Here is a 16,329-nt window from a genome sequence, read left to right on the forward strand (position 1 = left end):
CCTCCGGTCGCAAAAATAAAGCCAGAGCATTCGCACTGGGACGCGAATGCTCTGGCTATGGATTCGTTCTCTATCCACTCTAAGCTTGATGTGGTGCGGAAGCCTGGGCCGCCTGCGCCGCGTCTTCCGCGCCGCCCTCCTTGGAGGCCAGCGGGGCCGGCGCCTGGTTGGTGGACCGAAGCGGCAGTTCCCTAAGGAAGAAGACCAGCACGAAAGCCACGACCAACACCAAGGTTCCGGTCAGGAACACGGTGGACAACGTATTGCCCAGCGCATCGCGAATGCTTTGGATCATCTGCGCGAACAGCGGCTGCGCATCCGCCGGCAAGCCGGCTTGCGTCTGCTCCAGCAGCGGCTTGTTCATCAGCGTTTGCGGATTGGCGAAAGCGTTCATCTGCTGCGCCAACTGCGGGTCCATCTTGCTCATGTCGGGCGCGGAGGACGACTGCAACGCCGCTTTCAGGTTTTTCGTCAAACTGTTGGACATGACCGTACCCATGACGGCGATCCCAATCGTACCGCCAAGGTTACGGAACAGCTGCGTCGAAGCGGTAACTACGCCCAGCTCTTTATGCGGCACGGCGTTTTGCGTGGCCAGCGAGAACACCGGCATCCCAACGCCCAGGCCTAAGCCGAACACGATCATGCTGAGGATAGCGACCGGTACGTTGTTCATGAAGATCATGATAGCCATCCCGGCAATCATGATCGGAATGCCGAACAGCGCAAATTGCTTGTATTTGCCTTTCTTCGCGATCATTTGGCCGGTGATGGCGCTCGCGACGACCATGACGATGGACATCGGCATCGTTACATAACCGGCATACGTCGGCGAAATGCCAAGCACGCCTTGCACGAAAAACGAAAGGTAAATCAAGGCGCCCATCATCCCGAAGTTCATAATGAAACCGATGATATTGGAAATCGTCACGACATCGTTTTTAAACAAATGAAGCGGCAAAATCGGATTGTTCACCTTCGATTCGACGAACACGAAGATCACAGCGGATACGACCGTGGCCGCAAGCAGACCGATAATTTGCGACGAATTCCAGGCATACGTCGTTCCCGCCCAAGAGAAGGCCAGCAGCATCGGCACGATGGTCGTCGTCATGAACAGCGAGCCCAAATAGTCGATGCTTTGGGAGCTGCCGCGTTCCATTTTCGGAAACAGCGACAAGATCATGGCAAACGCCACGATGCCAAGCGGCAGGAAAATCCAGAACAGCCAGTGCCAATCCATGTGATCGACAAGGTAACCGCCCAAGGTTGGGCCAAGGACGCTGGAAAACCCAAAGATCGCCGTCATAAATCCCATCCACTTGCCGCGCTCACGCGGCGGGAACAGGTCACCAACAGCCGTGAAGGCGGTCGATTGGATAATGCCGGCGCCGATCCCTTGAATCCCCCGGTACGCAATGAACTGAAAGACGTTCGAAGACGTCCCGGTCATAAAAGCGCCGGCCATAAAGAGCAGGATCCCGATCAGCAAAAACGGCTTCCGCCCGTACATATCGGACAATTTGCCGACCAGGACGGTGGCGATCGTGGATGTCAGCAAATAAATGTTGATCGTCCAGGTATAATAGTCCATGCCGTCAAGAATCGAAATAATCCTCGGCATGGCCGTACTCACGATCGTCTGGTTGATGGCGGCGAAGAACATCGCGGCCATAATGGCGACCATGATCGAAACTTTGCGTTTAAGTGATAAATGTTCCATGTTGTTTCTCCATCTCCGTTATGATTTATTTTCTATGTTCGCAAGCACTACGCCAAAAATCCGTCGCAAATGCTGCAAATCTTCCTCCTGCAGCTGATCAAAAATTCCCTCGAGCATTTCCTTCTGCCGTTCGGTGACCTGGCTAATGATTTCCTTGCCCTGGTCGGTAATCGAAATGTTCACCACCCGGCGGTCGTTCTCCCCGCGTTCTCGGATTGCAAAGCCTTCCGTGACTAGCCGGTCGGTAATTCCCGTAATCGCCGCCGAGGTAATTCCCAGCGCCTCCGCCAGTTGGGACACGGTACGCGTCCCGGTGACATCCAGTATGCAGAGCATTTTATATTGGGGAAAGCTGAGGTTAAATTCGCCGCCGCGTTTGTTCCACTCCTGGGTGATCGCCTTGATCAACGTTCGAAACATCGACGTCACTTCGAACAGCTCTTCTTTTTTTACCAATATCCCTTCCTCCTTCCTGCCATGAGCCGTTCGTTTATTTAATAATTTAATTAATTTACTGTTTAAATATTTCAGCGTTTAATAATATACTCCCTAATGAATCATTCGTCAAGCCTTCCGAACGCAAATAAAAAGAGCCGTTCGCCCGGCCTTGGCCAAGGAACAGCTCCTTCTGTTCTATTCTCTTCGATTTTTCTCTCTTCTATTCTTCTTCCTTAAAAACCGGTTGGATCGTCAGCTCGAAATCAAACGATTTCTCGGCAAATCGATACGGCTCCGCCAACTGCGGTCCGCAGGAGCCCGAGCCGGCCCCGCTCATCCGGTAATCGAGCGAGACAATCGTCTCGGGACGCCGCTTCAGCTCGTACGTATGTTTGGCCGCCGTCAGGTCTTCGGCCGTGTAATGCAGCGCCTGGAACGAGAACGGCTGCGCCGCCGCGAATTTCAAGCCCATCCCCAGGACGGTGGAAGCGATGGCCCAATCCGTCGCGTAGCGGGACCCGCTTTCCTGCGGCATGACGTAGTTCTCGAACATGTCGTCTACGGACAGCAGATATTTGCCTTTGCGTACGCTCGCTCGTTTGTCGATATAGCTCTCATGCGGGCCGTACCCGTAATATTCGATTTCCTCGGTTCCTTCCGGCATCGTCAACTCCAGGCCGAAACGCGGCAGGTACGGAAGATTCTCACGCACGCCGGCGTGAACCGCCAGCTTGATTTCCCCCGTTCCCGCGATCGTCCAGATAGCGTTTCCGCGCACGAACGGTTCGTAGCTGTAGCTGGCGAGCGAGAAGTTGACGCTGATTTCGACCGAAGCGTCCGGCTTTTGCTCCCAGCGGCTGTCATATACTTTCATGGCCGCATGATCAAGGCCCGCCGCCTGCCATTCTTTGCGGATGTTCATATCGTTGTCTATCGGTGCCCGCCACAGATGAAACCGGGCAGGCCGGGATAGAAGCGGAACGCCATGCTTCGACAACTGCTGCGGCATCCCAAGCTTCAGGTCAAAGACGTGCGCGAAATCGAATCCGGTCACGATAAGCAGACCGTCCTGTTCATCCGCTTTGACAAAGGCGGCGTATTCCCCGAGCTGCACCTGCTCTTGATGCAGCTCGGCCTTCACCCCCGGCAGCTCGAATTGATAGAAGGCGATCTCATACCCTTCCTCCGCCCAAGGCGTATCTTGCTGCTGCCGGACCGAACAGGTCAATACATAGGGTCCCGGCAAATCCGGCGGCAGGTCGCAAGGAATCGACAACGCCTGGGTCTCGCCCGGCCCCGCCGTGAGCGGAGCCGACCGGCCCTGCCGCAGCACTTCCCCTTCCCGCTCCAGCTTCCAGCTGACGGCCAGATGCGACAGGCTGCTGAAATCATAGCGGTTCAACACGCGGAACCGGCCTTGTCCGGCATCCTCCGCCTCGATATGAACCGGCGCAATGACCTGCTTCAATTCCAGCAGCCCGGTATGCGGCCGACGGTCCGGCGATACCAGGCCGTCGATGCAGAAGTTTCCGTCGTTCGGCTGATCGCCGAAATCGCCGCCGTATGCAAAATAACGCTGCCCGTCCGGCGTCTCGGCAGTGATGCCGTGATCGCACCACTCCCAGACGCAACCGCCCATCAGCTTCGGATACCGATAGATCACGTTCCAGTAATCCCGCAAATCGCCGGGACCGTTCCCCATGGCGTGGCTGTATTCGCACAGGAACAGCGGCTTCGCGCTGTTCTCGTCCAGGGCATACCGCTCGATTTCCTTCACCGAGGCGTACATGCGACTGTCCAAATCAAGGCATGACGTGTCCGGATCGCCGTAATAGCGGGCGTCCGCCCCTTCGTAATGCACCGGGCGGGAGGTGTCGCGCGCTTTGGTCCACTCCGCCATGGCCTTATGGTTGGCTCCATACCCGGATTCGTTCCCCATCGACCAGATGATGACGGAGGCGTGGTTTTTGTCCCGCTCGACCATGCGGACCGCACGCTCGACGAACGCTTCCCGCCATGTTGGATCCGCCGTCAGCTTATGGAAAGCCCCTTCCTCAAGCTTGCCCGTGCTGGTGACGCCGTGGCACTCCAAATCCGCTTCGTCGATCACGTAGAACCCGTATTCGTCGCACAGATCGAGAAACTTCGGATCATTCGGATAATGCGAGGTGCGAATCGTGTTGACGTTATGCCGTTTCATCAGTTTTAAATCCGTAATCATATGGTTAACCGGTACCGTTTGCCCGAGCTCCGGATGGGAATCGTGGCGGTTAACGCCCTTTAGCTTCACGGCGCGGCCGTTGATGCGGAAGATGCCGCCAGCGATCTCCACCTTTTTGAAGCCGACACGAAAACGCAGTACTTCTTGTCCGGCCGTGAGCAGCAGCTCGTACAAACGGGGCTGCTCGGCGTTCCACAGCTGCGGCTGCGGCACGTCCAGCTCAATGACCCCCTGGCCGTCGATTTGCGCCTCCTGCCGTCCAATCCGCTTCCCCGCCGGATCCCGCAGCTCCGCTTGCACCGTCAGGCTGCCCGTCGTTTCGATCTCCGAGCGAAGCTTGCCCTCGGACAGATCGGCCGACAACAGCGGTTGGTTGAATACATCGCGGACATGCGCAGTTTCCCGGGACAGCAGATAAACGTCGCGGTAAATGCCGGAGAACCGCCAGACATCCTGGTCCTCCAGATACGTGCCGTCGCACCACTTCAGGACCAGAACGGCGATGCGGTTGCGGCCCGCCGTCACGAACGGCGAAATATCAAACTCTGCCGGGATCCGGCTGCCCTGGCTGTATCCGACAAAACGGCCGTTCACCCACAAGTAGAAGCAGGCGTTCACCCCTTCGAATACGATATGGGTCTCCTTCTTCGTCCACGTTTCCGGTAAATTGAAATCCCGGGCGTAAGCGCCTGCCGGGTTGTCATCCGGCACGAACGGGGGGTCGTAAGGAATCGGGTAATTCACGTTCGTGTAATGCAGTTGATCGTAGCCGTTGGTTTGCCAGCAAGAAGGCACGATCAGGCCGTCCCAGCTCTCCAACTCCGTATCCGTCTCGAAAAAGCGCTCATCCACCTCGCGCAAGCTGCGATGGTAGCGGAACTTCCACATCCCGTTTAACGTTTGGTAATGCGGCGAGCGGCCGCGGTTCCCCGTTCTGGCCGCTTCGGCGCTGCCGTACGGAATGAAGGAAGCCCTGGCCGGCAACCGGCCGATTTGCAGGCACGACGGATTTTCCCATTCATGGTTCAGTTCCAACCTAATTCACACTCCCATAACGATTTGCTCTCATTATAGAGGTGAGATATAATCGGGCGGTAGCCACAAATCGGACAATCTACCAGACAAAACGGACAAAATGGAGTGAATCGCCATGGACCTGCTTCCGCTCAGAAGCAATTTATCCCCTTCCCATAACGAGGTTCTGCCGCTTACCGTTTATACGGTAGGGACCGAGATCCAGCCGCCGATCACGCGTATGAAGGGATTTTCGGCACATCAGCTCTTCTTGACCCTCTCCGGTGCGGGACAATTCCGCCGGCTGAACATCGACAAGGACAAATGGGACATTCTCAGCCCCGGCCAATTGCTCTTCATCCCCGCCGGCTGCGCCCACGAATATATGCCCTATGGGGAACATCCCTGGTTCGTCGGGTACGTCACGCTGCTGGAGAACTTCGGCGAAGTGCTGAATCGGTGGGGCTTCGGGGACATCCCCCGGATGCTGCAGCTCTCGGACGTCTCCCTGTTTACGGACCGCCTGCTCGACATCTGGCGGCTGTCCGGCAACGAGCACGATCCTTGGCAAACGACCGAGCTCTTGTATTCGCTGCTGCTCGCGATCCTTAAGGATACGTCGGGGCAAAGAAACCCAAGGACCGAATCGACCGTCCCGCAGGTACGGCCGGCCCCTCCTTCCGCTTCCTACCCGGCGTCGGTTGTGGATGTCGCGGTCCGCTTCCTGCACGACCACTTGAACCGGCCGATCACGATCGCCGGGCTGGCGGGCCACGTCGGCTACTCGCAAAAGCAGTTGACCCGGCTTTTCCGGAAATCGCTGGGATTGACGCCGCTGCAATACCTCCATCAGATCCGGCTAAAAACCGCCCGGATGCTGCTGCACGACCATCCCGACTTGACGATACGCCAAGCCGCCGCCTACGTTGGCCTGGAGCCGGTATATTTCGCGCGATTATACAAACGCGAGTTCCAGCGTCTCCCGTCGGAAGAGCGCCGGGAAAGAGATGGGGGATAAGAAAGAGGGGGCAAAGGGGGGCTTGTCAGAAAGCTTGTCAGTAGCCTCTTTCAAAAAAGGCCGCAGCCTCCCCGAACACCTTCTCCCGGCTCCATGCTTCCTCGCCCCGCTCGCAACATTCCGCCCAGGCGGCTCGCTGCGGGCTCAATTCGACCGCGCTGCCGCCCATCCCGTATTCTCCGTAACGGACGGTCGCTTCCTGGGAAGGATTGCCCCAATTGTTCCACCTTTGCGGATGGATATGCGGTCCGTACCGGCAGCCCACGAATGCCGTTTTGGCGTATTCCCGCCACGGTCGGCCTAAGTACACCGAACCTTCGGCGACCTCGGGCGCCGCGGTCAAAAGGCAGTCGCGGAATACGTAGCCGTACTCCTGGCCTAACGGCGTTGCAGCCGCCGTAAGATAACCCGGATCGTCTGCCGCCACCCGAGGCAAGCTGCGAATTTCGCAGCGCTCGAAATAAGCGGTCGCCCCGCCGAATATGAAATCGACATTGCCCTCGATCCGGCAAAGCTCGTACAGCTGGCGGTATTGCTCATGATGCTCCTTCAGCGGAACGCCGCCAAACGCCCCTCCCGCTCTTGGCGACGGCGGCAGGGGACCGGTGAACACGGTGTCCTGATGCCCTTTGAAGACGCAGTGGCGGAATACGGCCAGATCGCAATGCGCATATAGCGCCAGCGCCTGCCCGACCTGTTCGCCGGGACCGGCCGAATTCTCCACGGTTAGATTCTCCATGACCAACCGGCTGCCGCCCAGAAACAAAGTTGGCGTCGCAAACGTCCCGATTTCCTTTCCGCTTGCGTCGCGTAACTTAGCGTAACGACTCATGCGGATCACCGCCTGCCCGAGCCCGATCAAAGCCAGATCGGATCGGTAAATGCGCACCGCTTCCTCATAAACGCCGGGAAGAACATAAATCTTCGCCGTCCCGCTGCCGGTCTGCCGCTCCGCCGCGTCAACCGCCGCTTGAAGCGCGGAAAAATCGCAGCCCTTCTCCTTGCCCACCCAGATTTCCATCGTATCCCCTTTCCTTCGCCTGCCTCCCTTTTACCGATCCAGCAAATGCCGCTTCAAAAATTCCGGCCAGGCGGCCCGCATTTCGGCGGTTTCCATGTGACCCCCGCCGGTTACGACCGTCTGCCAATGGTCCGGCTGCCCGGCGGCCCCATAAGCTTCGCGCAAGCCCCGGTCCAGAAGCTGCACCCCTTCGAACGGGCATAACCGGTCGTTCCGTCCGACGAGACTCAGCCTCGGACGCGGCACGATTAACTTTTGAATGTCCAAAGTCGTGAAATGTTTGAGCAATCCGGGAACGTAATAGTAAAACCCGTGATGCTCCAGGCCCCGCTTGGCGATCAGCGTACCCGCATCCACCTGTCCGCAAAGGTCGATCGTCACCCCGATCCGCTCATCAAGCGCGGACAACCACCATGACATTAATCCGCCCATCGACATCCCGATCGTAGCGATCCGCGACGGATCCACATCCTTGCGCGTGCACATATAATCGATCAGACGGCGATTGTCGTACAGCATCATCCCCCACAGCACCCGACCGTTCCATAGCATTTCCTTCACCAGTTCGCCTTCGCTTTTGCCGCTACGTTCGTTGAAGGCCCACATGTCGATACAGCAGACGGCGCAGCCCAGACCGGTCAGCACCTTGGCAAACGACGGCTCCTGAAGGTAAGGGCTGCTGCGGATCAGCTCCTTGCGGCCGTTACCGTAATTGCCGCCATGGGAATGATTAAACACGACAAGCGGAAACGGCCCCTCGCCTTCCAACGGTTTGGCAAAATAAGCCGGAACGAGCTCCAGCCCGTTTATATCCAGCAGCAGCGTTTCCAGCAAAAAACCGTCGAATTCCTCCCGCTTCAGCAGTCTGACCGCGATCGGCCGATCCTCCGGAAGCTCCCCCAGCAAGCCCTGCAGCTTGTCCCGCTCCATCGCCGGATTCCATCCCATCTTTACATCGTCCTCCTAAAAGGCACAAAATCTCCCCGTATACTTGAAATAGGCAAAGTCGGCGTAGCTGCCTCCAAATTGATTCATATCGTGGGCCGCGATCCCGATAAAGTTGCCGGTAAACCCGCCCGAGAGGAACCCAACATGACGACTGTCCCCCAGTGGCTTCCACTCTTCTTCATCGTTTAGACGGTAATAGAACCGTCCGGTTACTCCGTTTACGTCTACCGCCAACCGTACCGCCCGGGTCTGCTCCACAGCGATCGGGAGCGGATCGAGCTCGAATTCGTCCCTTTCGCAGCGCATGAGCCGAAGCACCTTGCCCCGCCCCTCCTCATGACTGACGCAAGCATAAAAGTAGTTATCCTCGTTTAAATAGAGCAGGAGCCCGGCCATCTGCAAATAAGAAGCCGGATTCGACTCCACGGCCGTCTCCGCACGGAAAGACTTATCCGTCTGACGGATCGCCAAAATATGATGACCAAACAAGCTTTGCACGGATTCGCCCGCATGAATGCGCAAGTAACCATTCCTTGCGGACAACGAGCACCAGCTTTCGTCCGCCATAATGCGCAGCGTATTCCAGTTTTTCTTCAGCTCGGGCCCCGAAAAATCATCCTCAAAATCCGTTCCGGAACGATTGGCGGCTTTCGGGTAAACTCCTTTAGGCAGCGGCACCCGGAGCTGTGGCGCGTTTCCGCCCGCGGTCAAGCGGAGCCAGCCCTGCTCGTCCCAATACACTTGCTGCAGCGCGGTTTCCCTCCCTAAGATGGCGTATTGGCCTTCCGCCGGGCGCGTGCATAAATGCGCCATGTACCATTCGCCATCAGGCGTCTCGACCAGGCTGCCGTGGCCGGCGCACTGCAGCGCCAAACCGGGATCATGCCGCGAGGTCAGCATCGGATTGAGCGGATCCACCTCATAGGGGCCGAGCAGCTCCCTTGAACGCGCTACGGTAACGGCGTGCCCGCTGCCGGTTCCCCCTTCGGCGGTAATGAGATAGTAATAACCGCCATGCTTGTAGATATGGGGCGCTTCCGTTTTTTTCAGCGGCGTGCATTCAAACAATTTCTTAGGCTCTCCAACCAGCTTCCCCAAATCGGGATCATACTGTTGAATCACGATTCCGCTCGATTTGTTGCTTTCACGGATGCGGTAATCCCACAAGCAATTCAGCAGCCACTTGCGGCCATCGTCATCATGGAACAGGGACGGATCAAACCCGCTGCTGTTCAGATACACCGGCTCCGACCAAGGGCCGTGAATCGACGGCGCCGTGATCAAATAATTATGACAGTCCTTAAACGGGCGCTTCGTGCTTTTCACATCGGTGTACATGAGATAAAACAAGCCGTCACGATAACTAAGCTGAGGTGCCCAAATACTGCAGTTTTTCGGATTTCCCCGCAAATCGACCTGATGAGTCAAAAGATCGGTGCAGTGCTCCCAATCGGCCAGATTCGCCGACGCGTATACCCTGACTCCGGGAAGCCACTCGAAGGTAGATACCGCGATGTAATAAACTTCCCCCGCCCGCACAATACAAGGATCGGGGTGAAATCCCGGCAATATCGGATTTTGCACAACCCCTGCCTTTTTTCCTTCCGCAATCATGATCCTTGCGCCTCCTTGCCCGAACCTTCCGTGTCCGAATTCACCGGCGGAACCGTAACCTGTTCCATCAGCTTTTCACTGTGTTTCGCATTTCTGGACTCGCAATGCTCCACGGTCACCTGCTCTCCGTTTTCCACGTAAAAAGCCGGCCCTTCATGATTTTCGATCGTGACTCGGTTAAACCGGATTTGTCTTACATTCCCAAGGAAAAATCCGCGATTGCTCATTTCGCCCAGGCCCGCCATCATCGCCGGAATGCCCGGAACCGCGTTCTCCGCCATGGAAATATCGATATGATCGAACGTAATTTCGGAAATGTACTGTTCGGCAAGCCCGTACAAAAACCCGGCGGCGGCATGAACCCGGCGTGCAGTAATGTTTGAGAAATGAATTCGCCGAAAACGCGGCGTCTCCTCCGTCACGGGGTAACCATTTTTGTCCCAAACGTATTTGTCTTTGCCGCGCGGGCCGCAAAAATAATACAGATTCAAAATAAACGGGCAAATGACGTCCTCCATTACGATATGGCTGATGCGGATATCTTCCACGATCCCCCCGCGTCCGCGCCGCGATTTCAGCCGGATGCCGCGATCGGTGTGCTGGAACACGCACCCCGTGATCGTGACGTTGCGGATGCCGCCGCTCATCTCGCTGCCCAGCACCACGCCGCCGTGACCGTGCACCATCGTGCAGTTCATGATCGTGATATTTTCGCACGGAATCCGCTCCGCCGTCTCCTCGGTACCCGCTTTAATCGCGATGCAGTCATCCCCCACGTCGATATGGCAGTTGCAGATTCGCACATTGCGGCAAGATTCCGGATTAATCCCGTCCGTGTTCGGCGAATCGGCGGGATTATGGATGGACAAATTGTCGATCGTCACATCGGAGCAGCGGATCGGATTCACGGTCCAGCTCGGCGAATTGATCAGGTTCAAGTCCCTTAACGTTACGCGGCGGCAGCCGTCAAAGCTGATCAGCTTCGGCCGGGGAAACTCCAGTTCCTCCGGCGCGTTCCGCTTCTTGTCCCACCACGGCCCGCCGTTCCCGTCCAGCGTCCCGCTTCCCGTGAGCGCGATATTTTCCAGGCCTTGCCCGAAAATGCACGACGCGTGCACCTGCTGCAGCACGCCTTCCCATCGGGAGAGGACCGCCGGGTAATGCTCCGGTTCCGTACTGAACGACAGCACGGCGCCTGGACTTAGATGCAGCTCGGTATGGCTTTTCATGAAAATCGCACCGGTCAAATACGTACCCGCCGGTACGAACACCGTGCCTCCGCCCGCCGCGCCCGCGGCGTCGATGGCGGCTTGAATCGCCGCTGTTGCCAGCGTTTTTCCGTCCGGGACCGCGCCGTATTCGGCGATGTTATACACCTGCATCCCTTTTCCTCCTGTTCAAGGGGTCTCTTTCATGTTCGCAAGATCCTCCAGCCATTCCACCTCGGCGCAAGCCTGCAGAAACGCCCCGACTCCCTTTAAATCGTTCGTAATGATCGGCTCGCTGACGTAATAAGCGTACGTGCCGTCCCTGCGGTCCTCGCCGCCCAGCCCGGCCACCATACAGTTTTTGTTCAGATTTACCCAACCTTCCTTCGTTTCCAGCACAAATTCGGCGATCAGACCCCGGAAGGCTTTATCCAACGGTTTCCGCCATTCGTTCGCATCCAGCACCCCAAGCCGGATTCCTTTGGCGATGGCAAAGGTGATCATGCTGGAAGCCGACGCCTCCAAATAGTTGCCTTTACGTCCGCCCAAATTAATAACCTGATACCATACGCCGCTTGCTTGATCCTGATAATTTCTCAAGGCCGTCAAGGCATCCCGGAATATCCGTACCAGCTCGTTATAGTCGCGATGCTCCTTCGGCAGCAGTTCCAGCGTATCCGCCAGAGCCATGACAAACCATCCCATGGAACGGCCCCAGAAATTCGGAGATAATCCGGTGGCAGGATCGCACCAGGGCTGAACCTTCTGCTCGTCCCAGGCATGATAGAGAAGACCTGTCTTGGCATCCCGTGTATGCTTCTCGCACAGGATGAATTGCTTCGTTACATCGTCCAGCCCGTTCCCGTCTTCGAAAGTCAGCAAATACTCCAGATAAAACGGCGCGCCCATATAAAGACCGTCCAGCCAAATTTGATATGGATAAATCTTTTTGTGCCAAAACGCCCCTTCCGACGTGCGCGGATGCGCGGCCAGTTGCGATCGCAGCAGATCGGCCGCTTGCCGGTATTTCCCCAATCCGGTTTCCGTATGCAGCAAAAATAACAATTTGCCGTTATTCAGGTGATCGATATTGTATTCATCCTTGCGGTATCCCCGCACACTTCCGTCTTCGCCGATAAAATAATCCATCTGCTCCCGGATGTACTGAAAATACTTGCGCTCCCCCGTCCGTTTCCATAACAGCGCAAACCCTCTTAGCACCACACCGTAATCGTAAGACCATTTGCCGTTATACCCTTTCTCGTACAATTTCGGCGTCCGTTCCATGACGGATTCCGCGGTTTTCATAGCCCATCCCATCTGATTAACACATCCTCTTAAGAGTTCGCTTCCTTGTAGGCCGCTTCATATTCGCTGATAATCTTGCTGCCTCCGGACTGCTTCCATTTCTCGACCTCCGCCTTGAAGCCGTTCAGGTCGAGGGAGCCGAGAATGAACTTATAGGTGGCATCGGTAATAATCTTTTGCAGCTCCGAACCCATCATTGAATAGGTTTCCGATTCCAGCGAAGCAGCGGGATTATAGACCGCGTATTTCTCATTTTCCAAGATGAGTTTGGCGGCTTCGACCTTTAACGGATCCGAATCATGGATTTGATACCCCGGCTCCTTGGGACGGGAAGAAGAGAAGGGTTGAACCTCCTGTTCCCACTTATCCTGATCCAGAATCGTAACGGCCTTGTCCGCGTCAACCGAGTAATGCACTCCTTCAATGCCATAGGTCATCAAAGTAAAGATTTCTTCATCCATCAGATCGTTTACAAATTTCAACATCCGCTTCAATTCGGCTTCATCCTTGACTTCCGATTTGGGGAAAGCCAGCAGTCCGCCGATTCCGCCATTCCCCGTCCAAATGGCCCGATCGCTTTCGTTGCCGGTGGAAGTAATGTCGTTGACAAGCGCAATCTCCATCCTATCTTGAATCCCTTTAGCGCCATTGAGCAGGTTCTTGCCGTCAAACAAGGCGCCGACATAAATACCGGCCTTTCCTTGCGAGAAACCGTCCTGCTGATCCTTCTTGGCCGTAACGGCAAAATCCTGGTTAATATAGCCATTATCATATAATTCCTTCATATAATTCATCGTTTTGACATATCCTTCGGTTTCAAACTCCGGGATAAATTTGCCGTCTTCGGTGACTTCCCAGTAACTGGGGGTGCCAAAATAAGAACTCAACGTTTTAAACGCTCCGTAAATCAAGTCGCTGCGGTCGATAAATCCGAAAGTGTCCTTTTTCCCGTTTCCGTCCGGGTCCTGCTCGGTGAACGCTTTAGCCACAGCCATTAATTCATCGGTGGTTTTAGGTACTTCCAGGCCCAGCTTATCCAGCCAGTCTTTGCGAATCACCACGCCATTACGGGCAATGTCCTTCAGGTAGGGCACCCCGTATAGTTTGCCGGCAATCGAAGCGGCCCGCCGTTGCTCCTCCGAGATCGCCGCCAGATTCGGAAATTCGTCCAGATAAGGCTCGACTTCCCAGAACATCCCCGATTTAAGCGCGTTGCGCACGGAGGCGTTCTCCAGGAACGTCAAAGAGACGATATCCGCCAGCGAATTGGACGCAAGCGCGGTATTAATCCGTTCCTCCTTTGAAGCGTCCGGGACCCAGGAAAACTTGATTTTCGTATTCGTCTTTTCTTCAATCAGCGATTGCACATCCCCCGTCGGCGTAGAAGCCGTATGCAAAATATTCATCCACGTGATCTCAAACGGCTCTTCCGCCGCCGCGTTTCCGCCGTTGCTTACGGACCCGGAGGTTCCGCCGGTTCCTTGGGCGCTGTTGCCGCCCTTGGTATTCGATCCGCAAGCGGACAGCAAAAGGAGGCTCGCTAACAAAAGAACGGACAGTTGTTTCATCTTCATTTTCAACTTCATCTTCATCATCTTTTCTACCCCTTTTCGAATTTATATGGGTCGCAGCCTTAGTACACGCCTTCTTCTCCGAATTTCTTGGCCAGCTTGTTGGAGAGCATCACCAAAATCAATCCGACCACCCCTTTAAACAGTCCGACGGTTGTGCTGAAGCTTAATTGTCCGTTCTTCAGCCCGGCCGTATAAATATAGGTGTCGAAAATTTCGGCAACCTCGCGGTTCAAGGAATTCAACAGCAGGTACATATGCTCGAAACCCAAATCCAAAGTGCTTCCGATCTTCAGAATCAACAGCGTAATAATGACGGGACGGATCGCCGGCAGGGTAATATGCCAGGTCTTTCTCCAGCGTCCGGCGCCATCCATTTCGGCCGCTTCGTACAGCTGCGTATCCACGACCGTGATGGCCGCCAGATAAATGATCGTCGACCAGCCGAGCTCCTTCCAGATGATTTGGACAATATAGATTGTCCTGAGCCACTCCGGAGAGGTCAGAAAGCTGATCTTGTTAAAACCAAGCGCGGCCAGAAATTCATTGATGATTCCGCCATCCACGTTCAGGAGCACGTACGAGATCGAGACGATGATCACCCAGGACATGAAATGCGGAAGGTACATCATGGTTTGCACGGCGTTTTTAAACCATTTCGTCCTTACCTCGTTTAGCATCAACGCTAAAACGATAGGCAGCGGAAAGAAAAACACGATGTTCATGCCAAACAGAATCAACGTATTCTTTAATAGCATGAAAAAAGTAGGCTCCGTAAACAAACGCTCAAAATGCTTCAATCCCACCCAAGGGCTTTCCGCAATCCCCAGGAAAGGCTGATAATCCTGAAAGGCGATCACCAGCCCCCCCATCGGCAAGTACTTAAATACAATGAAGTAGACGAGTCCGGGAAAAATCATCAGGTACAGAAGCTTGTTGCGCCTTAAGCTTTTAAGAACCGGAGGAGCCTTGCGCCTGAGTTCCGGCTCCAATCCCATCCCCATCGGTGCGGCACTTGATGCTTTCACTGAACAACCTCCTTGCGCTTTCTTTTTTTCGTTGATAAGCGTACTTGACGGGGCGCGTTCCGTATATAATCATCAGATGACAGCGTTTGCAAAAACCGGTTGGAATCGGGCTTTTTCCGCTGATCGCCTCATTTGATGATTACGGGGTAAGCTGAGGAGCATTCGTTGCCGGAACTGTTTTTTCACCGTTTGAAAAGACCTCAAGTGAGGATTATATACGTAATTCTCCTTTGGTTGTTAAGGTTAAATTGCCAAACGACTAATGAGGAGGAAAACAATATGGCCCAAAAGTTGCGCAAGAAACATTCCATCGGCGATCGGTTCTTTACCTGGATCAACGGAGCTTTGCTAACCCTGATCGCCATCGCTTGTCTCTTGCCTTTTGTCAATGTCATCGCCAGTTCTTTTGCTTCAACCCAGGAAATCGTGGAAAAGCGCTTCATCCTGTTTCCAACCACGTTTTCGCTCGATGCTTACAAGTACATTCTTTCCACGCCGACGATCTTTCGGGGATTGGGCGTTTCGATCGGAGTCACTTTGGTCGGAACTCTCCTGAGCATGGCCCTTACTGCGTTGATGGCTTACGGTTTATCGCGCAAATATCTTTACGGCAGAAATCCCATCAATTTTATCGTGGTATTCTCCATGCTTTTTAACGGCGGGATGATTCCTACATTTTTGGTCGTAAAAAGCGTCCATTTGATTGATTCCTACTGGTCGATGATTATTCCGACCGCGATCAACGCTTTCAACCTGATCATCATGCGCAACTTCTTCCAGTCGCTGCCGGACAGTCTGGAAGAGTCGGCCAAAATCGACGGAAGCACCGATTTCGGAGTTTTCTTCAAAATCATGCTGCCGTTGTCGCTGCCGTCGATCGCGACCATTTCGCTCTTCTATGGCGTCGCTTATTGGAATACGTACATGAGCGCCGTTCTGTATCTAAACGACTCTCTTAAATGGCCGATTCAGGTGTTGCTGCGCCAGATCGTCATTGTTTCCAGCGGCATGCAGGGGGATAACAGCGTCGTGGATATCGTTCCCCCGGCGCAAGCTATCAAGATGGCCGTCATCGTCGTCGCCACGCTGCCGATGCTCATGGCTTATCCATTCGTGCAGCGCCACTTCGTTAAAGGCGCCATGCTCGGCTCGGTCAAAGGGTAAAAAAAAGCTGACATCGATCGAACCGACGCCAGCTTTACGTCCAAAGACTTTTC

At 55.1% G+C, this 16,329-nt stretch carries 12 protein-coding genes; 2 read left to right on the top strand and 10 right to left on the bottom strand.

Annotated features, from left to right (window positions below; all coding sequences use genetic code 11):
• Nucleotides 1-79 precede the first annotated feature (79 nt).
• The 3 genes from ACZF99_RS18290 to ACZF99_RS18300 form a co-directional block, all read right to left on the bottom strand.
• Complete coding sequence (locus tag ACZF99_RS18290) at nt 80-1,723, bottom strand: MDR family MFS transporter (protein ID WP_483606496.1); 1,644 nt, start codon at nt 1,721-1,723, stop codon at nt 80-82.
• 18 nt (nt 1,724-1,741) lie between these two features.
• Nucleotides 1,742-2,179 carry a MarR family winged helix-turn-helix transcriptional regulator gene (locus tag ACZF99_RS18295; protein WP_483606497.1) on the bottom strand — a complete coding sequence of 146 codons (438 nt, stop codon included), beginning with the start codon at nt 2,177-2,179 and terminating at the stop codon, nt 1,742-1,744.
• Nucleotides 2,180-2,381: 202 nt separating this feature from the next.
• Nucleotides 2,382-5,417 (bottom strand): glycoside hydrolase family 2 TIM barrel-domain containing protein, encoded by a 3,036-nt coding sequence (locus ACZF99_RS18300; protein WP_483606498.1) that lies wholly within the window; start codon nt 5,415-5,417, stop codon nt 2,382-2,384.
• A 115-nt stretch (nt 5,418-5,532) separates the two neighbouring features.
• Between ACZF99_RS18300 and ACZF99_RS18305 the strand changes: the two genes are divergently transcribed.
• Nucleotides 5,533-6,414: a helix-turn-helix domain-containing protein gene (locus ACZF99_RS18305; RefSeq protein ID WP_483606499.1), complete on the top strand. Its 882-nt coding sequence runs from the start codon at nt 5,533-5,535 to the stop codon at nt 6,412-6,414.
• A 37-nt stretch (nt 6,415-6,451) separates the two neighbouring features.
• Here ACZF99_RS18305 and ACZF99_RS18310 read toward each other — a convergent pair whose 3' ends face one another.
• The 7 genes from ACZF99_RS18310 to ACZF99_RS18340 are packed head-to-tail and all read right to left on the bottom strand — an operon-like array spanning nt 6,452 to nt 15,082.
• Nucleotides 6,452-7,429, bottom strand: a complete 978-nt coding sequence (locus tag ACZF99_RS18310) for a pectinesterase family protein (RefSeq protein ID WP_483612829.1) — start codon at nt 7,427-7,429, stop codon at nt 6,452-6,454.
• A gap of 36 nt (nt 7,430-7,465) precedes the next feature.
• Nucleotides 7,466-8,383, bottom strand: a complete 918-nt coding sequence (locus ACZF99_RS18315) for a dienelactone hydrolase family protein (RefSeq protein WP_483606500.1) — start codon at nt 8,381-8,383, stop codon at nt 7,466-7,468.
• Nucleotides 8,384-8,398: 15 nt separating this feature from the next.
• Entirely contained in the window at nt 8,399-9,997 is a 1,599-nt protein-coding gene (locus tag ACZF99_RS18320; protein ID WP_483606501.1) for a glycoside hydrolase family 43 protein, read from the bottom strand.
• The gene (locus ACZF99_RS18325) at nt 9,994-11,379 is read right to left on the bottom strand and encodes a glycoside hydrolase family 28 protein (protein WP_483606502.1); all 1,386 of its coding nucleotides are present in this window, start codon (nt 11,377-11,379) and stop codon (nt 9,994-9,996) included. Before ACZF99_RS18325 ends, ACZF99_RS18320 begins: the two co-directional genes overlap by 4 nt.
• A gap of 15 nt (nt 11,380-11,394) precedes the next feature.
• On the bottom strand, nt 11,395-12,492 hold the full coding sequence (locus ACZF99_RS18330; protein ID WP_483606503.1) for a glycoside hydrolase family 88/105 protein: 1,098 nt from the start codon (nt 12,490-12,492) through the stop codon (nt 11,395-11,397).
• Between the two features lie 50 nt (nt 12,493-12,542).
• Nucleotides 12,543-14,105 carry an extracellular solute-binding protein gene (locus ACZF99_RS18335; protein WP_483612831.1) on the bottom strand — a complete coding sequence of 521 codons (1,563 nt, stop codon included), beginning with the start codon at nt 14,103-14,105 and terminating at the stop codon, nt 12,543-12,545.
• A gap of 41 nt (nt 14,106-14,146) precedes the next feature.
• Nucleotides 14,147-15,082 (bottom strand): ABC transporter permease, encoded by a 936-nt coding sequence (locus ACZF99_RS18340; protein WP_483612833.1) that lies wholly within the window; start codon nt 15,080-15,082, stop codon nt 14,147-14,149.
• Nucleotides 15,083-15,391: 309 nt separating this feature from the next.
• Between ACZF99_RS18340 and ACZF99_RS18345 the strand changes: the two genes are divergently transcribed.
• Complete coding sequence (locus ACZF99_RS18345) at nt 15,392-16,276, top strand: carbohydrate ABC transporter permease (RefSeq protein ID WP_483606504.1); 885 nt, start codon at nt 15,392-15,394, stop codon at nt 16,274-16,276.
• Nucleotides 16,277-16,329: the final 53 nt, after the last annotated feature.

This window comes from Paenibacillus sp. JL3B1040, assembly GCF_057063165.1.